Origin of the sequence: Klebsiella sp. CN_Kp088 (assembly GCF_040064335.1) — a bacterium.
Classification (GTDB): domain Bacteria; phylum Pseudomonadota; class Gammaproteobacteria; order Enterobacterales; family Enterobacteriaceae; genus Klebsiella; species Klebsiella aerogenes.
The window spans coordinates 145,144-170,766 of sequence record NZ_JBEAIQ010000024.1 but is presented as its reverse complement, the minus strand read 5'-3'; the positions used below and the strand labels follow the sequence as shown (position 1 = coordinate 170,766).

The window sequence follows — 25,623 nt, the reverse complement described above, 5'->3', positions numbered from 1 at the left end:
GGCAGACTAACTAAAATGCGGCACTCTTCATGACGCGTGTCTGAAGAGTGCGCAGGACTGGCCAAAGGCCACTCATGAGGCGGCGGAGGCAAACATTTTGCTTCCGGCGAGTTGTGACATGACAGGCTGATAAACATCGATAGATTCGATATTGTCAAAAGTCACCATGTCGGATTTGCAAAAAATGCATTTCGCGCCGAAGGGGTTTTTTTCGCTCACGTCAAAATGTGAGGTTCTGTATTGTGACCCATGGCAGCACGGGCATCGGAAATGAATATTGTTAATCATAATTTTATCCTTTTATATTATTATGTTTTTTTACATTTTGTCACTTACCCACAGATGAATATGTAAATTTCTGGTGGGCTGAACTGCAAAACGGAAAAATATTTTGCGTTACTACTAAAAATAGCATAGCTGACAGATTATGTTATCAATTTATGCCATTTTGTGTTGATTTGAATGAGATGCTTCTTATTTATCTACTCAGGTCAAAGCCGTCATCGTTATCGTAAATCAGAAGTTCGCATCAAATTTAGCCGGCGTTTAACCGTTTTACTAAGTCATAAATCTTATTAGTCATCTTCTATCCAATTTTTATAATGTATCAAAGCATACAGGATTTGATTTGCAGAAGAATCTTAATACTATTGGAGAGACTCAGGAAAGGTGGTATCAGCGATAGCGCCTGGAGGTGTGAGTAACTGCTTGGGTAATATCTTTCTGTCTTTCAAATCGACGTAGCCATTAACGCATAGTAGAAAAAATAGTGCAAGATTTATTTTAGCCGTCCAGAGGCCCAATGCGTAAAGGATTAATTCGACAATTATCGAAATGTAAATGAACGGAACTGTGGCTGGCTATTAATGTGTTTTAGTTACAGAAAAATCAGCCAGAACGGGTATTTATCTGGCTGATTTATGAGGCTAAGTATTACTGGTCGCGCCTTGTTTATGAAACAGTTCGCGGAACACCGGATAAATATCTTCCTGATCGCGAATATGCTGCATAGCAAAATTCTCAAACGTCGCCTGCAGATGTTCATATTCGCGCCACAGAGTCTGGTGAGCGCGGCGGGTGATTTCGATATAGCTGTAGTAACGAACCACCGGCAAAATTTTCTTCGCCAGCAGTTCATGACACAGCGGCGAGTCGTCTGCCCAGTTATCGCCATCCGACGCCTGCGCGGCGTAAATATTCCACTGCGCCGGGTCATAGCGGGCTTTAACAACCTCATCCATCAACTTCAAGGCGCTTGAAACAATCGTACCGCCGGTTTCCTGGGAGTAGAAAAACTCATGTTCATCCACCTCTTTCGCCTGGGTGTGGTGGCGAATATAGACTACTTCAACGTTTTTATAGGTCCGGCTGAGGAACAAATACAGCAGAATGTAAAAACGTTTCGCCATGTCTTTGGTGGACTGGTCCATTGAACCAGAAACATCCATCAGGCAGAACATCACCGCCTGACTTGAAGGCTCCGGTCGTTTCTCATAGTTTTTATAGCGTAAATCAAAGGTGTCGATAAACGGCACGCGCTCAATTTTAGCCCGTAGTTCCGCAATCTCTTTACGTAGCCGCTCCTCTTCCAGCAACTGCGCTGGTTCGCTTTTGGCAATGGTATCGAGATCGTCTTCCAGCGCCCGCAGTTCGCGCCGTTTACCGGCGGTCATCGCGGTTCGCCGCGCCAGCGAATTCTGCAATGAACGCACCACGCTGATATTGGCCGGCACGCCGTTGGCGGTAAAACCCGCACGATGGGTTTTGAACTCGTTCAACTGGCGTTGCTGGTTTTTCTTCAGGTTGGGAAGGGCCAGATCTTCAAACAGCAGGTCAAGATATTCATCTTTCGAAATCTGAAAGACGAATTCATCCTGGCCCTCGCCATCGGCGCTGGCTTGCCCCTGACCACCGCCGCCTCCGCCGCCGCCGCCCTGAGGGCGTTCAATACGGTCGTTCTGCACAAAGTGATCGTTGCCGGGATGGACGCGATTACGAAGCCCGCCGCGCCCCTGATGAAACATCGGCTCGTTAATATCGTCCGTCGGAATGGAGACGGATTCACCGCTGTCGATATCGGTCACCGAACGTTTATTGATGGCTTCGGAGATCGACTGCTTTATCTGCGCCTTGTAACGGCGCAGAAAGCGCTGACGATTGACAGCGCTTTTGTTCTTCCCGTTCAGGCGTCGGTCTATGAACCAGGTCATATGCCCTCCTGTACTGCATTTGCCAACTGTACCCTGATGTTGATTAGGGTAGATGTCTTTCGTTATACGAGCAGTGGTGCTGAAACCCGGCAGCCGCGGCTACCGGGTTGGTCGCTATCAGGACGATTTACGTACCCGCAGGTACCATTCACACAGCAGGCGCACCTGTTTACGGGTATAGCCTTTTTCCATCATGCGATCGACGAAGTCGTCGTGTTTTTTCTGCTCGTCGGTAGACGTTTTGGCATTGAACGAAATGACCGGCAACAGCTCCTCGGTATTGGAGAACATTTTCTTCTCAATAACCGTGCGCAGTTTTTCATAACTGGTCCAGTTCGGATTACGTCCGCTGTTATTCGCTCTGGCGCGCAGCACGAAGTTGACGATTTCATTACGGAAATCTTTCGGGTTGCTGATCCCGGCGGGCTTCTCGATTTTCTCCAGTTCCGAATTCAGCGATTCACGGTCGAACAGTTGTCCGGTATCCGGATCGCGGTACTCCTGATCCTGAATCCAGAAATCTGCATAAGTGACATATCTGTCAAAAATGTTCTGTCCATATTCGGAATACGACTCAAGATACGCCGTTTGGATCTCTTTGCCGATAAATTCGGCGTATTTCGGGATCAGATAGCCTTTGAGGAATTCCAGATAACGTTCGGCCTGCTCTTGCGGGAACTGTTCGCGTTCGATTTGCTGTTCCAGTACGTAGAACAGATGGACCGGGTTGGCCGCCACTTCGGCATGATCGAAGTTAAACACCCTTGAGAGAATTTTAAAGGCAAAACGGGTAGAGAGACCGTTCATCCCTTCGTCGACGCCGGCGTAATCACGATACTCCTGGTAGGATTTCGCTTTCGGGTCGGTATCTTTCAAGCTTTCGCCGTCATAGACGCGCATCTTCGAGTAGATGCTCGAGTTTTCCGGCTCTTTCAGGCGCGACAGAATAGAGAAGCGCGACAGCGTTTCAAGCGTTCCTGGGGCGCATGGCGCATGGGTCAGCTCACTGTTATTCAACAGTTTTTCATAAATACGGATCTCTTCCGAGATGCGCAGGCAATAAGGCACTTTGACGATATAGACACGGTCAAGGAACGCCTCGTTGTTTTTGTTATTACGGAAGGTCACCCACTCGGATTCGTTGGAGTGCGCGAGGATAATGCCGTTGAACGGCAGGGCGGAGATACCTTCGGTACCGTTATAGTTGCCTTCCTGGGTCGCCGTCAGCAGTGGGTGCAATACTTTAATCGGCGCTTTAAACATCTCGACGAATTCCATGATCCCCTGGTTGGCGCGGCATAGCGCGCCGGAGTAACCATAGGCATCCGGGTCGTTTTGCGCATAGTGTTCCAGTTTACGGATATCCACTTTCCCCACCAGCGCCGAAATGTCCTGGTTATTTTCATCACCGGGTTCCGTTTTGGCGATGGCAATCTGTTCGAGGATTGACGGCCACACTTTCACGACGCGGAATTTAGTGATATCACCGCCGAACTCGTGCAGGCGTTTAGCCGCCCACGGCGACATAATTGTGCCGAGATAACGGTTAGGAATGCCGTATTCTTTATTGAGGATCTGCGCGTCCTCCTGCGGGTTAAACAGGCACAGAGGGTGATCGTTGACCGGGCTGCGTTCGCCATTCGCGCTCAGCACGTAGATTGGCACCCTTTGCATCAGCGATTTCAGGCGTTCCGCCAGCGAGGATTTACCGCCGCCAACCGGCCCCAGCAGATACAGAATCTGTTTTTTCTCTTCCAGACCCTGCGCAGCATGTTTCAGATAGGAAACAATCTGCTCGATGGCATCTTCCATACCATAGAACTCTTCAAACGCCGGATAGCGTGCAACAACCCGGTTTGAAAAGAGGCGGGACAGCCGCGGCTCCAGGGCCGTATCGACCATGACTGGTTCACCAATGGCCGTCAATAGCCGCTCTGCCGCGTTGGCATAAGCACTGCGATCTTGCCGGCAGATGGTAAGAAACTCCTGCAGTGTGAACTCTTCGTCCTTGGCAGCTTCATAGCGCTGGCGATAGTGATCGAATATATTCATGGCATGCCGTCCTTTCGTTTTTTAGCACAGGTTGAGAGCCGTTCATATGAATAGTAGGGGCCCCCGGAAGGAGCAGGCTGAACGACATCCTTTACTTATCAGCAACCCTCGTGCCAGGTTACAGAAGCGATTTGGATAACGTGCTCTGCGACTACACCTTCTAAATTTAAGCGTAGATGCATTTAGAAAACTTGCATGCCGCTAAAACTCAATTTCAATGACATATCAATAACTCATCCGGAAACCAGGCAATTTTTCGCATATCTTGCCAAAGCCTTTCATCAATGTGTCATGAAGTCGCAAGAGGACGGTCATCAAGCAGTGGGAAATTGTTCGGTTTAGTGTAAGAGCAAGTAAAGCATTTGAGGCATGACCTCTACGACGTTAAACTGCACGCGCTAATTATTTGACAACAGGAATATGGATCGTGACTAAAATCAAACTTCTGGCACTGGGTGTGTTCATCGCGACGTCAGCTGGCGCAGTGCACGCTGACGGGAAGTTAACGCTGGGGGCCGGCGTGGGCGTCGTCGAGCATCCTTATAAACAATATGATGCAGATGTTTACCCGGTACCTGTCATTAGTTATGAAAGTGATAACTTCTGGTTCCACGGTTTGGGTGGTGGCTACTACCTGTGGAATGATACCAACGACAAACTGTCCGTGACCGCTTACTGGTCGCCGATGTATTTCAAGCCGGGCGACAGCGACAATTCGCAGATGCGCAAGCTGGACCGCCGCAAATCCACCATGATGGCGGGGTTGAGCTACGTTCATAACACTCAGTACGGATTCCTGCGTACGACGCTGGCCGGCGATACGCTGGACAACAGCAATGGCATTACATGGGATCTGGCCTGGCTGTACCGTTATACCAACGGCAACCTGACCCTGACGCCGGGTATTGGCGTGGAGTGGAACAGCGACAATCAGAACGAATACTACTACGGCGTCTCGAAGCATGAGTCGAATCGCAGCGGCATGCGCAGCTACGATCCTGACAGCAGCTGGAACCCGTATCTGGAGCTGGCGGCGAACTATCGTTTCCTCGGCGACTGGAGCGTTTATGGTATCGCCCGTTACACTCGTCTGTCTGACGAAATCACCGATAGCCCGATGGTGGACAAATCCTGGAGTGGCCTGATTTCGACCGGGATCACCTATACCTTCTGACGGTGCACTTCCACAGACTTTTTTGTGCATCAAAACAGGGCGTTATGCCCTGTTTTGCTATACGGTGGTGCATCACATAGAGGAGATCATCGATGGCGCACACAACCTTACCTTTCGGCGATCAGCCAGCCGTACCGGTCATTGGTCTGGGAACCTGGTATATGGGCGAACAGCCGGACTCGCGTAAGCAAGAGATCGCTGCACTACAGGCGGGCATCGATCTTGGACTGACCCTTATTGATACCGCTGAGATGTATGCCGACGGGGGCGCGGAAGAGGTGGTCGGAGAGGCGCTACGCGGACGGCGCGATCGAGTGACGCTGGTGTCAAAGGTCTATCCGTGGAACGCTGGCGGGCAAAAAATGCAGGTTGCCTGTGAAGCCAGTCTGCGTCGTTTACAGACGGACTATCTGGACATGTACCTGCTGCACTGGCGTGGCGAATTCCCGCTACAGGAGACGGTCTCCGCGCTGGAAAGCCTGGTCCGGCAGGGGAAAATCCGCCGCTGGGGCGTGTCGAATCTCGATATTGATGATATGCAGGCGCTGTGGCGCGTCGATGGCGGCCAGCGCTGCGCCACCAATCAAGTGTTGTATCACCTTGCTTCGCGCGGAATTGAGCGGCAGTTGCTACCTTGGTGCCAGCAGCAACAGATGCCGGTGATGGCCTATTGTCCCCTGGCGCAGGCGGGGCGTTTGCGCCAGGGCCTGCTGAATGACCCCGTTGTAAACGAGATTGCCGATGCGCATCAGGCGACAGCGGCGCAAATTTTGCTGGCGTGGGCGATCGGGCATCCGGGAGTCCTGGCTATCCCGAAAGCGGCTTCGATACCGCATGTGGAACAAAATGCGGGCGCGTTGGCGATAACGCTTTCGGCGGATGAGCTGGCGCGACTGGATAACGCCTGGCCAAGGCCTGCGAAAAAGACACCGTTGGATATGGTCTAAAAAAACGCCCGACGGTTATCGGGCATTTTCGTTTACCGGTTTTGCGCGTTGATTAACGCTTCACAACGCGAATGGTCTGCGCCAGGCGAGTGGGTTTCTCTTCGCTGGCTTTCTGCGGCACGGTCACGCAGCAGGTTTCCACGCAAACAAAAGTTTTGTAGCCATCATCCGGCATATCGCCCATGCTGACGGAAAGCGCCGGGCCCGGGTTCCAGGCAACGACGTTACCGTGATGGCGATGGATCACGTCGATGTTGCGCTGCAGGACGTCATCATGAATCACGCTGCAGGCTTCGGCATTGAGATAAACGCGGTCGGTGCGGTCCGGGAAGGTCTGGATGCCGTCTTTCAGCACGCCTTCTTCTGCATTCAGCACTTTATCGACATAGCGATCGCCAAGGCCGCTCACTTTGACTGCCGTGATATCGCCAACGTTGAAGTAGGTGTGCAGGGCGGATGTGGTTTCAAACTCGCCGTGGGCTTCCAGTTCGATCTCGCAGGTCTTACCCAGCTTGAAGCGCGCATACAGCGTGAAGTCGTGAGGCCAGTATTTGCGGGTTTCGTCACTGCTCTGCAGTTCGAAGGTCAGCATCACGCCGTTTTCATCTTCGTCCTGGCATTTTAGCGCCCATGGCAGGTTGCGTGCAAAACCGTGCGACGGCAGCCCCTGTTGCGCTGACGGACCGAACCATGGCCAGCAGATGGGTACGCCGCCGCGCAGGGCGACGCCACTTTTAAATGGGGTATTGTTGCTCAACCACAAAACTTCTTCTTCACCGGCCGGTTGCCATGAGAGCAGGTGAGCGCCCTGTAGGGCGACGGAAGCTTTTACCTGCGGGTGGTCAACGACGATAAGTTCAAGATCGTCCAGCTTGCGGCGGGAGAATGCAGGAGAAAGTTGTTCAATCACCGGGAGAGCAAAAATTTTATTAATCATTACGCCATCCTCTTTCAGGCAAAAAAAAGAGCGACCGAAGCCGCTCTTATTAATTACTTGTTCATCTCAACTTATTTGGAGATGTGAGCAATCAGGTCCAGAACTTTGTTGGAGTAACCAGTTTCGTTGTCGTACCAGGAAACCAGTTTCACGAAGTTGTCGTTCAGTGCGATACCAGCTTTAGCATCGAACACGGAAGTGCAAACTTCGCCGTTGAAATCGGTAGATACAACGTCGTCTTCGGTGTAACCCAGAACGCCTTTCATTGCGCCTTCAGAAGCCGCTTTGATTGCTTTCTTGATTTCTTCGTAGGACGCTGCTTTTTCCAGACGAACGGTCAGGTCAACAACGGATACGTTCGGAGTCGGAACGCGGAACGCCATACCGGTCAGTTTGCCGTTCAGTTCTGGCAGTACTTTACCTACCGCTTTAGCAGCGCCGGTAGAGGACGGGATGATGTTCTGCGCTGCGCCGCGGCCGCCGCGCCAGTCTTTGTGAGACGGGCCATCAACGGTTTTCTGAGTTGCGGTGGTAGCGTGAACGGTGGTCATCAGGCCTTCAACGATACCGAAGTTGTCGTTGATGACTTTAGCCAGCGGAGCCAGGCAGTTGGTGGTGCAGGATGCGTTAGAAACGATGTCCTGGCCTGCGTAAGTGTCGAAGTTAGCGCCGCGAACGAACATCGGAGTGTTGTCTTTGGACGGGCCAGTCAGAACGACTTTTTTCGCGCCAGCGGTGATGTGTTTACGAGCGGTTTCGTCGGTCAGGAAGATACCGGTTGCTTCAGCAACAACGTCAACACCAACTTCATCCCATTTCAGGTTAGCCGGGTCACGTTCAGCGGTAACACGGATTTTTTTACCGTTAACGACCAGATGACCGTCTTTCACTTCAACGGTACCGTCGAAACGACCGTGAGTGGAGTCATACTTCAGCATGTAAGCCATGTACTCTGCGTCTAACAGGTCGTTGATTGCAACGATCTCGATGTCAGAACGTTTCTGAGCAGCACGGAAAACAATGCGACCGATACGGCCAAAACCGTTGATACCTACTTTGATAGTCATATATTCCACCAGCTATTTGTTAGTGAATAAAAGGTTGCCTGTAAAATTACAAAAACCTTACGCAGCGTCAAGCGGAATCGTGTCAATCATTGCGACAAATCAATCCTGAGCAGACCTTTGCACGATTGATTTGCCTCACTCTCCCTTTGAGCCCAATTCCATATGGGGACTGCGTCCGGAATTTTAAAGGTCATATAAGATAAAAATGTGATTAGTATCACAATTATCTGGCTGCCTGATGGCATCGGATAAGTTTAGAACAAAAGTACAGGTTTCATTGTTAATGTTTTGTTAGAATCGACGGGTAAAGTTGCCCTTTCAAAGCGAGAAGTAATCACATGGCTAATAAACCATCTCCTGACGAGCTCAAACAAGAATTGAGCGAGATGCAGTTTTATGTGACGCAGAATCACGGTACCGAACCGCCGTTTACCGGACGGTTGCTGCATAACAAAAAAGACGGCATCTACCACTGCCTGGTCTGCGATGCGCCGCTATTTCACTCACAATCCAAGTATGACTCCGGCTGTGGCTGGCCAAGCTTCTATGAGCCGGTGAGTGACGACGCGATTCGTTATCTCAATGATTACTCCCACGGGATGCAGCGTACTGAAATTCGCTGCGGCAATTGCGATGCGCATCTGGGGCATGTCTTCCCGGATGGCCCGCAGCCGACCGGCGAGCGTTTTTGCGTCAATTCGGCCTCTTTAAGCTTCACCGATGAGCAAAACGGCGAGCGAACTAAAGGCTAAGAAACGATTCAGCAAATTATTCCAAGACGGATGAGCAGAAGATGGATATCGAGCAAATTATTGCCAGTATGACGCCGGAACTGTACCAACGTTTAGCCACCGCGGTGGAGTTAGGAAAATGGCCGGACGGCGTTGCGCTGACCCCGGAACAAAAAGAAAACAGCATGCAGCTGGTGATGTTGTGGCAGGCGCGCAACAACACGGATGCGCAGCATATGACCATCGACACCAACGGTCAGATGGTGATGAAGAGCAAACAGCAATTGAAAGAGGATTTCGGTATCGTGCCGAAGCCGATTGCGACGTTCAAACCGCAGTAACCTGCCGCACAGAGCGCCCGGTTTAGCCGGGCTGCTCTCCATGTTACCCCGGTCGCGCAGTGCTTCCGGGGTGTGTGTTTTACTGCGTCTTGATACCTAGCGACTCGGCCAGTTGTCGGGCAAGCTGGTTTTTGTCATCTGCGCCATATTCCCAGAACATGCCGCCCGCTAACCCTTTGCTCTTGATGTAATCGGCTTTGATCGCCACCGAACGTGGATTCTCGTAGGACAGGGCGAAAAGCGCTTTGCCATCGGCAGAGTTTACCGATAACCACGGCACCTTCGCTTCGTCATCCCAGTGCTCAGTAAAGCGTTTCTGCGGATCGTTGAGCAGTTTGGCAACAATATCGTTGTATTTCACATAGGTATCTTTGCTCAGGTCATAACCCAGCGATTTAAACAACTCGATTTGCTGCGCCCCGAAGTAAGGCTGGGTAGCCGGGTTTTTCTGCGCGTCTGGCTTACTCCAGTCAATCCCTGGCTCGACGGCACGTTTCGGTACCCGGCCATAGAAACCAATGCCGAGATTCATCTGGCTGGGTTTGAGGCCAGCAGCCAGATAGTTATTCACCACAAAATCGGCGCTGTATTTATCCGCTGCGGCGACGGTCGGCCAGTGGCGGGAGTCATACAGATTTGAGTTGAAATATTGCGTGCCGTAGGCCATGTCGTAGGTCATCAGATTGATGTAGTCCAGCTGTGGGGCGACCGCTTTCACGTCGACCCAGCTTTTTGGACTTTCAACATTAGCGCCCACGGCGATGGTCACCAGTTTCTTAGTGCCGACGGCGGCACGTAGTTCTTTCAGCAGCGCGGTAAAGTTATCGCGATCCGCCGGCTGGCTGGCCACTAATCCCCAGGCGCCGTTAACCGGAAATTCCCAGTCAAGATCGATGCCATCAAGGCCATATTGGTTAATGACCTGCTGAACCGAACGGATAAACACCGCCCGGCTTTCCGGCGTGGCCGCCGCGCCGGAAAATCCACGCGCGCCCCAGCCGCCGACGGAGAGCAGGACTTTCAGATCGGGATTTTGCTGGCGTAGCGCCGGCAGTTTTTGTAAATCCGCCTGTACTTTTGGCGACAGCCAGATTTGATGGAGATGCTCAGGATCTTTCAGCGCGTCGTTGGTCTCGTCTTTTTCATCGTTGTAGATAAGCCCGAACGAGTAGTTAAGGTGGGTTATTTGTCGGACATCCAGCTTGTCGATATCGCCGCCGGGGCCTGCGGTGACGTCGCCGCCGCCGTTGAAGTAGCCGACCGACATGAAAGATTGCGCGGAAACGACAGAGGCGCAGAGCAGGGGTAATGCTGCCAGCAAGGGCAAAAGTTTCATCGGAGTTCCTCTTTGACAATGATATACCCGTCATACTTCAAGCTGCAGATGCTTTGGCAGCGTGCACTCACCCCAGTCACATAGTTATCTATGCTCCTGGGGATTCGCGCCCTTGCCGCCTTTCTACAACTTGAATTATTTAGGGTATAAATAAGCACACGCCACGGAGATGGCGTGGCGAAAAAACAGCCTGTCCACAGTATCAGCCCTTATCCGGGGAAACTGCGAGACAGCTCAATTTATCGAGGTCAACGAGGCGGTAAATACCGCCCGGCGTGAGGTGCGCCGGGCGTGAGGTCAGGGCTGGGTTTCCAGCCAGTCATCAAGGGTGTAGAGCGTAGCTCCGGCGGCGGCCATTTCCATAAAGGCAACGGCGCTGTCCTGCGGCTGCAGGTTGACGCCGCGACAGCCGTCGGTGATCACGTTGACGGTGTAGCCCAAATCCAGCGCATCAAGCACGGTAAACTTAACGCAGTAATCCGTCGCGAGGCCGAGAATGTTCAGCTCCGTCACGCCGTGCGCGCGCAGCCAGCCATCCAATTCGGTTTTCTGCCGGTGACCGTTGTCGAAAAACGCGCTGTAGCTGTCGATTACCGGATTTTGCCCTTTATGAAACACGGCGTTAATAGCCTGCTGTTTGAGTAGCGGCTGCAGCGCGGCGCCATCGCTATGCTGCACGCAGTGATCGGGCCAGAAAGTCTGCGGCAGGCCATCAAGCTCGCCCTGGGCATAGGGTTCCGCCTGATGCTGACTGGCAAAGCTACCATGGTTGGCCGGATGCCAGTCCTGGCTTGCGATGATGGCGTCGCCGCGCGCCAGGCTCCAGTCGATCAGCTGATTTGCGATATCAATGGTGCTGTCGCCTTCGGGGACGGCGAGTGCGCCGCCAGCGCAGAAATCGTTTTGCAGGTCGACCAATAGCAGCGCGCGGTGGCTCATAGCATGTTCCTTATTCATCGGGGGTCAGCTCGCCGCGCAGGTTTTGCTGCATGGCGTTTCGAATGGCCGCACCATCAAGGTTCTGACTGAGCAGATAGTGTAGCTTTGTCAGCGTCGCTTCCACGGTCATATCAAAACCACTAATGACTCCGGCCTGCGCCAGCGCGTTGCCGGTGGCATAGCCACCCATATTCACCTTACCCGACATGCATTGCGTCAGGTTCACCACCACAATACCGCGCTGGCTGGCTTCCGCCAGGACCTGAATAAACTCGCCGTTCTGCGGCGCATTGCCTACGCCATAGGAGCGCAGGATCAGCGCTTTCACCGGCTGACGCAGGAAATTACGCACCACATCGGCAGAAATCCCAGGATAGATAGTGACCACGCCGATAGGCTGCGGCGTAATGGGGTGGACGATCAGCTCGCCCTTTCCGTGCGGCGCGGGCGGGGTACCGAGACGGCGGATATGGATGCCGGCTTCCAGCAGCGGCGCCAGGTTTGGCGAAGCAAAGGCATCAAAACCGTCTGCGTGGGCCTTGGTCGTGCGGTTGCCGCGATACAGACGATTATTGAAGAATAGAGAAACTTCATTGATCGGGTAGTTGGCGGCGACATACAGCGCATTGAGCAAATTGATTTGCCCATCGGAACGCAGCTCGGCTAGTGGGATTTGTGACCCTGTCACAATGACCGGCTTACCTAAGTTCTCCAGCATGAACGACAGCGCCGAAGCGGTGAAGGCCATGGTATCGGTGCCGTGCAGGATAACAAAACCATCGTACTGGTCGTAGTGGTCGCGAATGTCGTCAGCGATATGCTGCCAGTCTTCCGGCGTCATATCAGACGAGTCCATCAACGGCGCATATTCATGAATAGTGAAGTCCGGCATCTCCGGGCGGTGGAACTCGGGCATTAGCGCCAGCTGGCGCTGCAGGTGGCCGGAAACGGGGATATAACCGTGATCGGAGCGCTGCATACCGATGGTCCCACCGGTGTAGGCAACGTAAATCGATTTCTTTTGCATAGCATCGCTTAGGTTGGACGTGAACAGGCGCAGTATAAAGTGGCAGGCAAAAAAATAAAGCGCTAACCCTGGGAGTTGCAGAGAAGCGCTTGAATTTAATGTCGTTGAAACGCTGCCCCACGGTGGGGGCAGACGGGGAATTAACGAATATTGGCGCAGGTCAGACAGAAGGCATAGCGGTTCTGCGGATCGTTAAATGCCGCCAGTTTATCGCTTTCCGTTTTCACAACGTCCGCGGCTGCCGCAACCGGCGCAGGCAGGTATGCCTGAATCGCGGCCGGCAGAGCAGCGCGCACCGAACCGGTCAGACTATCCATCACCATCGCAAAGAACGTCGGTTCTTCCTGATACCAGGTGATATGCCATTGCTTCAGTTTCGCCAGCTCCGCGGCTTTCGCCACCGCATCGTCGAAATCGCCGAGGCTATCTACCAGACCATTGGCTTTGGCGTCTTCACCGGTCCAGACATGGCCTTGTGCGATTTGGTCAATCTTCTCCGGCGTGCTCTTACGCGCATTAGCCACCAGGGTGATAAAGCGCTTATAGCCATTTTCGATGCTCAGCTGTATTAACTGCTGCACTTCCGGCGGTAGCGATTTGGTGGTTGAGACATCGGCCAGTGGCGAAGTGGCGACGCCATCGGTATGAACGCCAATCGAACCGAGCGTATTTTCCACCGTGTTAATCACGCCGAAGATACCGATGGAGCCGGTAAGGGTGCTCGGGTTCGCCACGATGTAATCCGCAGGGGTGGAGATCCAGTAACCGCCGGATGCCGCCATGCCGCCCATTGAGACCACCACCGGTTTACCCGCCGCTTTAGCCGCCGCCAGTTCTTCGCGGATGACCTCCGAGGCGCTGACGCTGCCGCCAGGACTGTTGACGCGCAGAACGATCGCTTTCACTTTCGGATCCAGACGCGCGTCGCGGATTTGCGCCGCGGTGGTGTCGCCGCCGACGTTACCCGGCGTTTCTTCACCATCCATGATGGCACCGTTCGCAAAGATAACCGCTACCGCTGAACCCTGTTCAGCAGGCGCTTTGACGTTGTAATCGTAGTAGCTGATGGCGCGATAGTTGTTATCCGCTTTGCTCCAGCCAAACTGCTTAGTCAGCGCTTTTTCCACTTCCGTCGAGGTGGCCAGCTCGTCGACCAGCTTGTTATCCAGCGCGTATTTCGCGGTATCGCCATCAACTTTACGCAGGCCGTCGATCACGCCCTGAGCACCGGGGAACAGCTGCTGCGCGGTGATCTGGCGGTTAGCGGCAATGGTGTTGAGATAGTTCTGCCACAGTTCGCCGATCCAACGGCTGTCCGCTTCACGCGCAGCCGGCGACATGTCGTCGCGAATAAACGGCTCGACGGCGGATTTGTAAGTACCGACGCGGAAAACATGGGTCGAGACTTTCAGTTTATCCAGCAGCGACTTGTAATACAGGCCGTTGGTGGCAAAGCCGTGCAGGTCGACTTCACCCTGCGGCGAGAGCCAAATTTTATTGGCGAAACTCGCCAGATAGTATTGCCCCTGGGTGTAGCTGCTACCTACGGCATATACCGGTTTACCGCTGTCGCGGAACTCGCGTAGCGCTTTACCGATATACTGCATCGAGGGCTGATCGCCGCCGACGAAGTTTTTCAGATCCAGTACGATACCGGTGATATTACGGTCGTCTTTCGCCTGGCGAATCGTCTGTACGATATCGAACAGCGAGTTCTCCTGCAGACGATCGGAACTGGCGCCGAACAGCTGGCGGCCAATGACCCCGAGCTTGCTGCTGGCGGAAGGCTTATCAACGACCACGCCGGTGATGTCCATCAGCAGCGCGCCGCGTGCGGTATGTTCCGCGGTGCTGCTGCTAAACTGTGCCCAGATGCCGACGCAAATCAGCACTAACACCAGGAACACCAGGTTCAGCGCGAATTGGCGAATGAAATTGAGTATTCGCCATGTCCATTTAAAAAATCCGGCAAGAAATCGCCAAAGGGTTCGCATGTATTCTCCCTAATATTTTGATGATGGGTCAGCCGCAGGGGCTGCCGCGTCTGGCTATCCTAAAGAGAGTGCCGACGCTTGTCAGCAGGAATCACCCATCGGGCTGTAACAAAATCCATGCGCATGTTAATTTTATGCAAAATGACATCACAGGAGTTACACAGATGGATGCTCTCGAACTACTGGTAAATCGCCGCAGCGCGTCGCGCCTGACCGATCCGGCTCCGGCTGGTGAACAGCTGGAAAATATCCTTCACGCGGGGATGCGTGCGCCGGATCACGGCACGTTACAACCGTGGCGGTTCTTTATTATTGCCGATGATGGCCGCGAACGCTTTAGCCAACTGCTGGAAAAAGGGGCGATGGCCGCCGGGCAGGATGAAAAAGCCATTGAAAAAGCACGTAATGCGCCGTTCCGTGCGCCGTTGATTATCGCGGTAGTCGCACGCTGCGAAGAACATCCGAAGGTACCGCTGTGGGAACAGGAGATGTCCGCGGGATGTGCGGTGATGGCGATGCAAATGGCCGCAGTGGCTCAGGGCTATAACGGTATCTGGCGTAGCGGTGCGTTAACCGAGAGTCCGGTTGTCCGCGAAGGCTTTGGCTGCCGCGAACAGGACAAAATTGTCGGTTTCCTCTACCTTGGCACGCCGCAGTTAAAAGCATCAACCACGTTTACGCGTCCGGATACCGCGCCGTTCGTCACGCGCTTCTGAGTCAGTGCTTGTTACGCCGGTGGCGCGGCCGCTTACCGGGGCTACAGCGCTGTGCGATTTAGTAGCCCGGAGAAGGCGCAGCGCGCCGCCTCCGGGAGTTCAACGGCGATGACGTTACTTCTGCGTTTTGGCGAATTCATCCTTTGCTTTCTGCAACTGCTGTTGGAAGGCCGGGTTGGTATGCAGGGTCGCCACCACCGCCGAGCCGACTATCCGCGCTGCATCGACGTCGCTCTGCCAATGATAGCCGCAGATAACCCGGCTTTCGCCCAACTCATAGCCGCGTTTGAGAATTTCGTTTTGCCGCTGCGGATTGATCTCCGCCAGTACTAGCGCGGTTGCCCAACCGATAGAGGTATGACCGGAAGGGTAAGATCCGTTTTTCGACAGCTTGTCCTGCTCGGTAGTGTTACAGGTTGAAACGCCGTAGAACGCAAACGGGCGAATGCGCATATATTTCTCTTTCGCGCTGCGGGTGGCCAGATCGCCGGCATCCTCAATCATATTTGTCAGCAGCTTATGTAACTGCGGCGCGTCTTTTTCGGTGATGGGCGAACCAAAAGCGCTGGAGAAGGCATTCGCGACGCCGCCGGCGCTCAGGTTAGCATCTTCAGCCGCCAGCTTGCCGCGTTCGGTATTGCGCAGCAGCCGTCCTTTCTCATACATCGCCTGATCGTTTAAAAATGCGATGCTGCCAACTTCCGGCGGCGGCGGCAACAGCGCCAGGCTATCGATGGCCTGTGCATTTTTCAGATAATAGAGATCCGGTTTGGTGGTCGCATCATTGCCGGCAGGGACCAGCGCGAAAGCGTTAACGGAAAACAGGCTGGCGAGGCAGAGGGCGAGAACGCGCTTTTTCATCTACATTTCCTTACGGTGTTATATGTCCAGAACAATGGTTTTGTTTTTAGTCACATTTTTGTCATCTGTAAGTAAAAGTTAAAATGGCGTTGAAAAAATTGTTCGGTATCGCAAAAACGCATATTTGTCTGCTTAATGAGCAACCACTCGCGATTTCGGACTGTCGCACTTATCACCTTGCCGTTTGGGCGCTACCATAGCGGGATTGCAATGACAGGAGATGTCCATGAGCGAGCAAGCTATTCGTTTAACGCAATACAGCCACGGAGCCGGTTGCGGTTGTAAAATTTCCCCTAAAGTGCTGGAAACCATTCTGCATAGCGAGCAGGCGAAGTTTGTCGACCCGAACCTGCTTGTCGGCAACGAAACCAGCGACGATGCGGCGGTCTACGATCTGGGTAACGGGACGTCGATCATCAGCACCACCGATTTTTTCATGCCGATCGTCGATAATCCTTTTGATTTTGGCCGTATCGCGGCGACTAACGCCATCAGCGACATTTTCGCCATGGGCGGCAAACCGATTATGGCGATTGCGATACTTGGCTGGCCAATCAACACGCTGGCGCCGGAGATTGCTCGCGAAGTGGTTGAAGGCGGGCGTTTTGCCTGCCAGCAGGCCGGGATTGCGCTGGCGGGCGGTCACTCCATCGATGCGCCGGAACCGATTTTCGGGCTCGCGGTGACTGGCGTGGTGCCAACCGAACGTATCAAGAAAAACAGCACCGCGCAGGCGGGCTGCAAGCTGTATCTGACCAAACCACTGGGTATTGGCGTGCTGACTACCGCCGAGAAGAAATCGTTGCTGAAGCCGGAACATCAAGGGCTGGCGACGGAAACCATGTGCCAGATGAACCTTGCCGGCGCCGCATTTGCCAATATCGAAGGGGTAAAAGCGATGACCGACGTCACCGGTTTCGGCCTGCTGGGGCATCTCAGCGAAGTCTGCCGCGGCGCGGGCGTTCAGGCGCAACTAAACTACGCCGATATCCCTAAACTCCCGGGCGTTGAAGCTTACATTGCCGCCGGAGCGGTGCCGGGCGGCACCGGACGCAACTTTGCCAGCTACGGTCATTTGATGGGCGAGATGCCGGCGGAATGGCGCGATCTGCTGTGCGATCCGCAAACTTCCGGCGGCCTGCTGCTGGCGGTCACGCCGGAAGCCGAAGCCGAAGTCCAGGCCGCTACCGCGGAATTTGGCATTAAGCTTGCCGCCATTGGCGAGCTGGTCACCGCCCGCGGCGGGCGTCCAATGATCGAGATCCGTTGATTAGATGCGGTTGTTTATTGCAGAAAAACCGAGTCTCGGTCGCGCTATCGCCGATGTGTTGCCGAAACCGCATCGCAAAGGCGATGGCTTTATTGAGTGCGGCAACGGGCAGGTGGTCACCTGGTGTATCGGTCACCTGCTGGAGCAGGCGCAGCCGGATGTTTACGACGGACGCTACGCGCGCTGGAACCTGCTCGATCTACCTATCGTTCCGGAAAAGTGGCAACTGCAACCAAAACCGTCGGTCACGAAACAGCTGAACGTCATCAAGCGCCTGCTTGGCGAGGCGCAGGAAGTGGTTCACGCGGGCGACCCGGATAGAGAAGGGCAACTGCTGGTCGATGAGGTGCTGGACTACCTGCAGCTGGCGCCGGAAAAGCGCCAGCAGGTGCAGCGTTGCCTGATTAACGACCTCAACCCACAGGCGGTTGAGCGGGCGATTAACCGCCTGCGCGCGAATAGCGAGTTTGTCCCGCTGTGCGTGTCGGCGCTGGCCCGCGCTCGCGCCGACTGGCTGTATGGCATCAACATGACCCGCGCCTACACCATTCTCGGGCGTAATGCCGGCTATCAGGGAGTGTTGTCGGTTGGTCGCGTACAGACGCCGGTGTTGGGGCTGGTGGTGCGTCGCGATGAAGAGATCGAGAACTTCGTCGCCAAAGATTTCTTTGACGTCAAAGCGCATATTGTCACGCCGCAAGACGAGCGGTTTATCGCCACCTGGGTGCCGAGCGAAGCCTGCGAACCCTATCAGGATGAAGAGGGGCGTTTACTGCATCGCCCGCTGGCCGAGCATGTGGTTAAACGCATTGAAGGCCAGCCGGCAATCGTGACCGGCTATAACGATAAGCGCGATTCCGAACCGGCGCCGCTACCGTTTTCACTGTCGGCGTTACAGATCGAAGCGGCCAAACGTTTCGGCTTCAGCGCCCAGAACGTGCTGGATATCTGCCAGAAGCTGTATGAGACCCACAAACTGATTACCTATCCGCGCTCGGATAGCCGCTACCTGCCGGAGGAACATTTTGCCGGCCGCCATGCGGTACTGAATGCGATTAGCGTCCATGCGCCGGATCTGCTGCCGCAACCGGTGATGGATCCGGAGATCCGCAACCGCTGTTGGGATGATAAAAAGGTCGATGCGCACCACGCCATTATCCCGACCGCGCGCAGCAGTCAGGTCAAGCTCAACGATAACGAAGAGAAGGTATACAACCTGATCGCTCGTCAGTATCTGATGCAGTTCTGCCCGGATGCGGTGTTCCGCAAGTGCCAGATTGACCTTGATATTGCTAACGGCAAATTTGTCGCCAAGGCGCGCTTCCTCGCCGAAGCGGGCTGGCGCGCGCTGCTTGGTAACAAAGAGCGCGACGAAGAGAACGACGGTACGCCGCTGCCGGTGGTCGCCAAAGGCGATGAGCTATTGTGCGAAAAAGGTGAAGTGGTGGAGCGACAAACCCAGCCGCCGCGCCACTTTACCGACGCGACGTTACTGTCGGCGATGACCGGTATTGCCCGCTTTGTGCAGGATAAAGAACTGAAAAAGATCCTCCGCGCAACCGACGGTCTGGGGACGGAAGCGACCCGCGCCGGGATTATTGAGCTGCTGTTTAAGCGCGGTTTCCTGAATAAAAAGGGGCGCTATATCCACTCATCGGATGCCGGTCGGGCGCTAATCCATTCTCTGCCGGAAATGGCCGCGCGCCCGGATATGACCGCCCACTGGGAATCGGTATTGACGCAAATCAGCGAAAAACAGTGCCGCTATCAGGACTTTATGCAGCCGCTGGTGGGGACGCTGTTCCAGCTTATCGATCAGGCGCGGAGCACGCCGGTGCGCCAGTTCCGCGGGCTGGTCGCGCCAGGCGGAGCGAAAAAGTCGTTTAGTAAAGGGAAAGGCAAGCCGAAAGGGAAAAAGCCGGAGGCGGACATCGCGCCGGAAAGTCCGCAATAATTTTCTTCGCCCCTCGCCACGAGGGGCTTAGCTAAAACGCACTTCCGCCTGAGGGCGCTTAACCCGGATGAGGGTTTTCCCACATATCATTTCTGCCTCCCTGCTCTAAAATAGGGTTATTGATGTTAAAGAAGGGATAAAAAGGAAAAGATGATGAGCGAACAAATCAGTAAACAACCGCAAGTTGACCACGCTGAAGAGAATGCTTTTTTCCCTTCAGCCTACTCCCTTAGTCAGTTTACCAGCCCAGTGTCCGATCTCAGCGGCGCTGATTATGCTTCAGGGTATCGCGGGCGGCGGAAAGTGCTGGTTATCGCCGCCGATGAACGTTACCTGCCTACCGATAACGGCACGCTCTTTTCGACCGGTAATCATCCGGTAGAGACGCTGCTGCCGATGTACCATCTGCACGCCGCAGGTTTCGATTTTGATATTGCGACGCTCTCCGGGCAAATGGTCAAGTTCGAATACTGGGCGATGCCGCGCGAAGACCAAAAGATTATGCCGTTCTTCGAGCGTTATCTGCCGCAGTTCCGCCAGCCGCTGGCGCTTTCAGATGTTGTGGGGCAATTGGGGGCTGATAGCGACTATGCGGCGGTATTTATTCCCGGTGGCCACGGTGCGCTTATCGGCCTGCCGGAGAGCGAAGCCGTCGCCGAAACGCTGCGCTGGGCGCTGCGGCACGATCGGTTTGTGATTTCGCTCTGTCACGGCCCGGCGGCGTTTCTCGCATTACGTCATGGGAAGAATCCGTTAAACGGTTATGCCATTTGCGCGTTTCCGGATGCCGCCGATAAACAAACGCCGGATATCGGCTATATGCCAGGTCACCTGACCTGGTATTTTGGCGAAGCGCTGAAAGCGATGGGGCTGGAAATCGTAAACAGCGATATTAAAGGTCGTGTGCATCAGGATCGTAAAGTGCTGACCGGGGACAGTCCTTTTGCGGCAAATGCGCTCGGTCAACTGGCGGCAAAAGCGTTGCTCGACGAATATGCAAAGTAACAGCAATCTGATGAGGGGGAGCAGTGAAATATATCTCAATTAGTCACCCGGGCGGCCCGGAGGTTCTTCAGATTGGTGAAGGCGACATCCCTTCGGTTGGTGATAACGACGTCCTGATCCAGGTGAAAGCCGCTGGCGTCAATCGGCCGGATATCTTACAGCGGCAGGGCGTTTATCCGATGCCGGAAGGGGTAACGCCGATACCGGGGCTGGAAGTCGCTGGAGTGGTTGTGGCGGTAGGAGCGCAGGTGACGGATTTTCATCCCGGCGATAAGGTTTGCGCCCTGACCAACGGTGGCGGCTATGCGGAGTATTGCGCGGTACCGGCGGGGCAAACGTTGCCAATACCGCCTGGGCTGAGTTTTAGCGAAGCGGCGGCGATACCTGAAACTTTCTTTACCGTGTGGGCCAACCTGTTTCAGCTGGGCAGGGCGCAACCTCATGAAAGCGTGCTGATTCACGGCGGGGCCAGCGGCATCGGGACAACGGCGATCCTGCTGTGTCATGAGTTAGGTATGAAAGTCTATACCACCGTTGGGCAGGAAGAAAAAGTGGCGGCGTTGCGTCCTTTTGCCACGGCTATCAATTACAAAACCGATGATTTCGCCGAGAAAATCAATCAACTGACCGATGGTAAAGGCGTCGACGTTATTCTCGATATCGTGGGTGGCCCCTATTTTAATCGTAATCTGGAACTACTGAAGCGAGATGGGCGGCTGGTGATTATCGGCTTTATGGGCGGGCGAATCGCCCATGATGTTGATATTCAAACCTTGATGCTCAAGCGCGCGACCGTGACCGGTTCAACGATGCGCGGACGAAGCGCGGAAGAAAAAAGGCAGATCGCTCAGGCGCTACAGCACCATGTCTGGCCATTGCTGTCGCAGGGTAAATGTAAACCGCTGATTTACGCCAGCTATCCGATGGCTGAAATCGCGCAGGCGCATGCCTGCCTCGATAGCGGTAATCACCTGGGGAAAGTGGTGATTACCATGGAGTAGCGTTGATATCCCCGACGTCGGGCGTCGGGGATAAAGACACAGATTAAATCACACCCTGCGCCAGCATGGCGTCAGCGACCTTGACGAAGCCGGCGATATTGGCGCCGCGGACGTAGTTGGTCTGCTTCTCTTCACCGCCGTACTCGACGCAGGCGTGGTGAATATCCAGCATGATGTGATGCAGACGCGCATCCACTTTCTCCGCTTTCCAGCCCATACGCGCGGCGTTCTGCGCCATTTCAAGGCCGGATGTGGCGACACCGCCGGCGTTGGCAGCTTTGCCCGGCGCGAACAGCACGCCAGCATCGAGGAATAGATCGGTGGCGGCAATGGTGGTGGGCATGTTGGCGCCTTCGGCAACCGCTTTAACGCCATTGGCGATCAGCATTTGCGCGGCATCGACGTCCAGTTCGTTCTGGGTCGCACACGGCAGCGCAATATCTACCGGCACTGACCACGGCTGCTGGCCTTCGAGGTAGGTTAGACCGAATTCGCGTGCGTAGTCGGCAACGCGACCGTGGCTGCGCTCTTTAATGTCGATCAGACGGGCCAGTTTTTCTTTAGTGAAGCCGGCTTCGTCTACCACCGTACCGTTGGAATCGGAAGCGGTAATGACGCGCGCGCCGAATTCCATGGCTTTCTCAATGGCGAACTGCGCCACGTTGCCGGATCCGGATACCGCGACGCGCATCCCTTCGAAGCCCAGGCCGTGGCGCTTGAGCATCGCTTCTGTAAAGTAAACCAGACCGTAACCGGTAGCCTCCGGGCGGATGAGACTGCCGCCGAAGGAGAGACCTTTGCCGGTGAAGACGCAGGCGCTATTGTTGGAAAGCTTGCGCATCATGCCGGCCATAAAGCCGACTTCGCGGCCGCCAACGCCGATGTCGCCCGCCGGAACGTCAGTGTCCGGGCCGAGGTGACGATACAGTTCCGTCATCAAGGCCTGGCAGAAGCGCATCACTTCGCCGTCGCTTTTACCTTTCGGGTCGAAATCGCTGCCGCCTTTACCGCCGCCCATCGGCAGCGTGGTGAGGGCGTTTTTGAAGGTCTGTTCGAAGCCCAGGAACTTAAGGATCGACAGGTTGACCGACGGGTGGAAGCGCATGCCGCCTTTGTACGGGCCAATCGCGGAGTTGAACTGCACGCGCCAGGCGCGGTTAACCTGAACCTGATTGCGATCGTCAACCCAGACGACGCGGAACTGGATGACGCGCTCCGGTTCGACCAGGCGTTCCAGCAAATTGAGCTGACGATAGCGCGGATTCTGTTCAAGGAACGGCCACAGAGTGGTCATCACTTCGCGGACGGCTTGGGCGAATTCAGTTTGATGCGGGTCGCGCTGTTGAACGCGGGCGAGAAAACTTTCCAGAGTACACGCCTGATCCATAGATGTAATTTCCCCTTACGGTTGTGGTTGCTTGTTATTTTTTATACACGGCCTTGAAAAAGCCGATTTTCCGACTATAACACCGGAAATAGTTAGGCTGACAAGGAAAAATTGAGCGCGGAGAAAAATTTATAATCCGACAAGGGTCATAACTAAAAACGATGACCCAGGCCGAAGATGGGGGGAAGAAACTAACCTGCCTGTTGAGCGATAAAGGCATTCAGCAGAGGAATATCCGCTGGCGCCAGATCAAATTCTAATGCTTGCGACGGCGTACACCAGCGCAGTTCGCTATGGTAATGAGCGACCGGTTCACCGCTAAACTCGCCAATCCACCAGGCATGCAGGTGGATCAAACGTCCGGAGACTTCCCGTTGATGGCTGGCGATATAGCGGGTTGGCCTCGCAACGATAGCCAACTCCTCTTCCAGTTCGCGCGCTAACGCCTGCGGCTGGCTTTCGCCATGTTCGACTTTGCCGCCGGCGAACTCCCACAGCCCTGGCTGATCGGCATGCGGCGGGCGCTGCGCCAGCAGGATTTTACCGTCGCGTTCGATAATCGCGGCGACAACATCAATGATTTTTTGCATAGTTGTCCTGAATCATTCAAATACCGGCCTTGCTTATAATGGCGTATTATCTCCGTCTTTCCCCTGTCCCGACAACCTTTTAGCCTGATGGAGCGTCACCGTGCTTGATAGCCGCCTGCATCCCCGATTGAAGCCCGTACTGAATGCCATCGCCCGCGTGCTCGATCGTCCGGGGATCTCCCCTGACGGCCTGACGCTTTTCGGTTTTGCTATCGGCGTGCTGGCGCTGCCGTTTCTGGCGCTCGGCTGGTACGGCGCCGCGCTGGCGGCCATTGTGCTGAACCGGTTGCTGGATGGCCTGGATGGCGCGCTGGCGCGGCGGCGCGGCCTCAGCGACGCCGGCGGATTTCTGGATATCTCGCTCGATTTTTTGTTTTACGCACTGGTGCCGTTCGGTTTTATTGTTGCCGACCCGGCGCAAAATGCGCTGGCGGGCGGCTGGCTGCTGTTTGCGTTTATCGGCACCGGCAGCAGTTTCCTGGCGTTTGCGACCCTCGCGGCAAAGCATCAAATTGCCAATCCGGGCTATGCGCATAAATCATTTTATTATCTTGGCGGGTTGACTGAAGGAACGGAGACAATCCTGCTATTTGTGCTGTGTTGCCTGTTTCCGGCGCACTTCACCTGGCTGGCGTGGTGTTTCGGCGCGTTATGCTGGCTGACGACCTTCACCCGTATCTGGAGCGGCTACCTGACGCTGAGGGAGGCGCAAAGCCACAACCTCCCTCAGTAGGCGGATTATTTGCTGCTGTCCGGGCCACGTTCGCCGGTGGCTACCGGATTTTGCGGATTACCGCTCCATTCGTACCAGCCGCCGTCATAAACGGAGACGTTTTTCCAGCCCATCGCTCTGGCGTACATGAAGGTCTCCGAGGCGCGCCAGCCTGTGCCACAGTAAAACGAGACCTGCTGGTTGGGCAGAATGTTCCACTGTTTCCACATCGCCGCGATATCATCGGCGCTGCGCATGGTACCGTCCGGATTATGGAAGTCTTCCATATGGGTGGAATCGCTGCCGGCATGACCCCAGCGGGCGCCAGCAATATCGCCCTTCGGCTTGATGTAGCTATAGCCGCTGGTGGTGCCGATAAATTCCGGCCACGAACGGACGCTGACCAGCGACGCATCCTGCCGGTGTAGTAACCCACGCGCCTGTTCGGTATTGAGCATTAACTGCGGCTGACCGGGGATCGGCGCGCCGAAATCGGTCACCGTTTTTTCTTTCGCTGGCATGCCGCGCTCGACCGGCAGATTCGCGTCGGACCAGCTTTTCCAACCTCCGTCGAGCAGGCGGACATCTTTCACCCCGGCATACAGCATGATCTGCGCGACGCGCGCGGCGGCGTAGACGTCGCGGCCGTACAGAATCACCGTGGTGTCATGGCGAATACCGTGTTTAGCCAGCATCGCTTTTAGCTGTTCATCGGACACTTTGTTCCACAGCGGCTCGCTTTCCACTTCATTGGTATCGATATAACCGGCGCCAGGAATGTGATTCAGCAGATAAAATTTCGGCGCCCCCCAGGCCACTTCAAACAGTTTCCAGTCGCCCTGCGGGGCGGCGGTAACGGTTTTACCTTGCTGTAAATTGTGGATCCACTGCGGATACACCAGCTGCTCAAAGTGCGGCAGCTTCTGCAGGCGCTCGCCCTGACTGAAAGCGTCGCTAAGGGTGCTGAGTTTGGTGAATCCGGCTTCTTTCAAGCGCGCCGCAACCCTGGCGTTATCGTCAGCGCCGCCATATAACGCGATTGGCGTATCGGCCTGCAGCCGGTGCTGAGTAGCCCATGCGCGCAGTTGTTCGTCGCTCATTGCGCCAAGCCAGGTAGCGGAGAGGTTTAGCGCCTGCGGTTCATGGCCCTGTGGGCCGTTGGCGCTTTGCGGCCAACCGTTATAGAAAGCGCTGAGGCGGGTATCTATCGCTATGCCGTGCTGCTGTTGCAGCGTTGAAAAGTCCAGCGTTGGCATGGTATCAGCGGCGAAAGTAGAAGAAGCAGCAAGCCCCATGAGCAGGGCGAGTGCGGTCAATTGAGAAACACGTTTCATCGAAATGCCCGACGGTAGAAAGAGGAGGGCTCATTCTC

At 54.8% G+C, this 25,623-nt stretch carries 23 protein-coding genes; 10 read left to right on the top strand and 13 right to left on the bottom strand.

Going from position 1 to position 25,623, the window contains the following annotated elements:
* Positions 1-72 precede the first annotated feature (72 nt).
* The 3 genes from ABLV08_RS15210 to yeaG all read right to left on the bottom strand — a co-directional run bounded on the left by ABLV08_RS15210 (position 73) and on the right by yeaG (position 4,262).
* Entirely contained in the window at positions 73-288 is a 216-nt protein-coding gene (locus ABLV08_RS15210; protein ID WP_041165555.1) for a hypothetical protein, read from the bottom strand.
* 638 nt (positions 289-926) lie between these two features.
* The gene (locus tag ABLV08_RS15205; protein WP_015366144.1) at positions 927-2,210 is read right to left on the bottom strand and encodes a YeaH/YhbH family protein; all 1,284 of its coding nucleotides are present in this window, start codon (positions 2,208-2,210) and stop codon (positions 927-929) included.
* A 117-nt stretch (positions 2,211-2,327) separates the two neighbouring features.
* Entirely contained in the window at positions 2,328-4,262 is a 1,935-nt protein-coding gene (gene yeaG / locus ABLV08_RS15200; protein WP_015366145.1) for a protein kinase YeaG, read from the bottom strand.
* A gap of 427 nt (positions 4,263-4,689) precedes the next feature.
* On the opposite strand from yeaG, the gene ABLV08_RS15195 reads away from it, so the two are divergent.
* Both ABLV08_RS15195 and ABLV08_RS15190 read left to right on the top strand, forming a co-directional pair.
* Positions 4,690-5,436: a MipA/OmpV family protein gene (locus tag ABLV08_RS15195; RefSeq protein WP_045374840.1), complete on the top strand. Its 747-nt coding sequence runs from the start codon at positions 4,690-4,692 to the stop codon at positions 5,434-5,436.
* Positions 5,437-5,528: 92 nt separating this feature from the next.
* Complete coding sequence (locus ABLV08_RS15190; RefSeq protein ID WP_020078537.1) at positions 5,529-6,383, top strand: aldo/keto reductase; 855 nt, start codon at positions 5,529-5,531, stop codon at positions 6,381-6,383.
* Between the two features lie 52 nt (positions 6,384-6,435).
* Here ABLV08_RS15190 and ABLV08_RS15185 read toward each other — a convergent pair whose 3' ends face one another.
* Positions 6,436-7,320, bottom strand: a complete 885-nt coding sequence (locus ABLV08_RS15185; RefSeq protein WP_015366147.1) for a D-hexose-6-phosphate mutarotase — start codon at positions 7,318-7,320, stop codon at positions 6,436-6,438.
* Between the two features lie 71 nt (positions 7,321-7,391).
* Positions 7,392-8,387, bottom strand: a complete 996-nt coding sequence (gapA, locus tag ABLV08_RS15180; RefSeq protein ID WP_004203784.1) for a glyceraldehyde-3-phosphate dehydrogenase — start codon at positions 8,385-8,387, stop codon at positions 7,392-7,394.
* Between the two features lie 338 nt (positions 8,388-8,725).
* Here gapA and msrB point away from each other — a divergent pair, with 338 nt between their 5' ends.
* Both msrB and ABLV08_RS15170 read left to right on the top strand, forming a co-directional pair.
* Entirely contained in the window at positions 8,726-9,139 is a 414-nt protein-coding gene (gene msrB, locus ABLV08_RS15175; protein ID WP_015705785.1) for a peptide-methionine (R)-S-oxide reductase MsrB, read from the top strand.
* A 41-nt stretch (positions 9,140-9,180) separates the two neighbouring features.
* Complete coding sequence (locus ABLV08_RS15170) at positions 9,181-9,459, top strand: YeaC family protein (RefSeq protein WP_015366149.1); 279 nt, start codon at positions 9,181-9,183, stop codon at positions 9,457-9,459.
* Positions 9,460-9,538: 79 nt separating this feature from the next.
* On the opposite strand, the gene ABLV08_RS15165 is transcribed toward ABLV08_RS15170, so the two are convergent.
* The 4 genes from ABLV08_RS15165 to sppA form a co-directional block, all read right to left on the bottom strand.
* A complete protein-coding gene (locus ABLV08_RS15165) occupies positions 9,539-10,795 on the bottom strand; it encodes a glycoside hydrolase family 18 protein (protein WP_348856000.1) in 1,257 nt (418 codons plus the stop codon).
* Positions 10,796-11,092: 297 nt separating this feature from the next.
* Complete coding sequence (gene pncA, locus ABLV08_RS15160) at positions 11,093-11,734, bottom strand: bifunctional nicotinamidase/pyrazinamidase (protein ID WP_262830877.1); 642 nt, start codon at positions 11,732-11,734, stop codon at positions 11,093-11,095.
* Between the two features lie 10 nt (positions 11,735-11,744).
* Entirely contained in the window at positions 11,745-12,761 is a 1,017-nt protein-coding gene (gene ansA, locus ABLV08_RS15155) for an asparaginase (RefSeq protein ID WP_015366152.1), read from the bottom strand.
* Between the two features lie 140 nt (positions 12,762-12,901).
* A complete protein-coding gene (gene sppA / locus ABLV08_RS15150; RefSeq protein WP_015366153.1) occupies positions 12,902-14,755 on the bottom strand; it encodes a signal peptide peptidase SppA in 1,854 nt (617 codons plus the stop codon).
* A gap of 164 nt (positions 14,756-14,919) precedes the next feature.
* Between sppA and ABLV08_RS15145 the strand changes: the two genes are divergently transcribed.
* Positions 14,920-15,471, top strand: coding sequence for an NAD(P)H nitroreductase (locus tag ABLV08_RS15145; RefSeq protein ID WP_015366154.1), 552 nt, complete (start codon positions 14,920-14,922; stop codon positions 15,469-15,471).
* A 114-nt stretch (positions 15,472-15,585) separates the two neighbouring features.
* Here the strand turns inward: ABLV08_RS15145 and phoC are convergent, their stop codons facing one another.
* The gene (phoC, locus tag ABLV08_RS15140) at positions 15,586-16,332 is read right to left on the bottom strand and encodes an acid phosphatase PhoC (RefSeq protein WP_015705781.1); all 747 of its coding nucleotides are present in this window, start codon (positions 16,330-16,332) and stop codon (positions 15,586-15,588) included.
* A gap of 226 nt (positions 16,333-16,558) precedes the next feature.
* Between phoC and selD the strand changes: the two genes are divergently transcribed.
* The 4 genes from selD (at position 16,559) to ABLV08_RS15120 (ending at position 21,562) form a co-directional block, all read left to right on the top strand.
* Positions 16,559-17,602 (top strand): selenide, water dikinase SelD, encoded by a 1,044-nt coding sequence (gene selD / locus ABLV08_RS15135; protein WP_348855999.1) that lies wholly within the window; start codon positions 16,559-16,561, stop codon positions 17,600-17,602.
* A 4-nt stretch (positions 17,603-17,606) separates the two neighbouring features.
* On the top strand, positions 17,607-19,556 hold the full coding sequence (locus ABLV08_RS15130) for a DNA topoisomerase III (protein WP_015705779.1): 1,950 nt from the start codon (positions 17,607-17,609) through the stop codon (positions 19,554-19,556).
* A gap of 153 nt (positions 19,557-19,709) precedes the next feature.
* Entirely contained in the window at positions 19,710-20,561 is an 852-nt protein-coding gene (gene hchA / locus ABLV08_RS15125) for a glyoxalase III HchA (RefSeq protein ID WP_045363726.1), read from the top strand.
* Between the two features lie 23 nt (positions 20,562-20,584).
* Positions 20,585-21,562, top strand: coding sequence for an NAD(P)H-quinone oxidoreductase (locus ABLV08_RS15120; protein ID WP_348855997.1), 978 nt, complete (start codon positions 20,585-20,587; stop codon positions 21,560-21,562).
* A 43-nt stretch (positions 21,563-21,605) separates the two neighbouring features.
* Here ABLV08_RS15120 and gdhA read toward each other — a convergent pair whose 3' ends face one another.
* Complete coding sequence (gdhA, locus tag ABLV08_RS15115; protein WP_015705776.1) at positions 21,606-22,949, bottom strand: NADP-specific glutamate dehydrogenase; 1,344 nt, start codon at positions 22,947-22,949, stop codon at positions 21,606-21,608.
* A gap of 191 nt (positions 22,950-23,140) precedes the next feature.
* Positions 23,141-23,539: a pyrimidine (deoxy)nucleoside triphosphate diphosphatase gene (locus ABLV08_RS15110; protein WP_015366162.1), complete on the bottom strand. Its 399-nt coding sequence runs from the start codon at positions 23,537-23,539 to the stop codon at positions 23,141-23,143.
* Between the two features lie 100 nt (positions 23,540-23,639).
* Between ABLV08_RS15110 and ABLV08_RS15105 the strand changes: the two genes are divergently transcribed.
* The gene (locus ABLV08_RS15105) at positions 23,640-24,272 is read left to right on the top strand and encodes a CDP-alcohol phosphatidyltransferase family protein (RefSeq protein WP_032711857.1); all 633 of its coding nucleotides are present in this window, start codon (positions 23,640-23,642) and stop codon (positions 24,270-24,272) included.
* Between the two features lie 5 nt (positions 24,273-24,277).
* Here the strand turns inward: ABLV08_RS15105 and ABLV08_RS15100 are convergent, their stop codons facing one another.
* Complete coding sequence (locus tag ABLV08_RS15100; protein ID WP_087877452.1) at positions 24,278-25,585, bottom strand: sulfurtransferase; 1,308 nt, start codon at positions 25,583-25,585, stop codon at positions 24,278-24,280.
* Between the last annotated feature and the right edge of the window lie 38 nt (positions 25,586-25,623).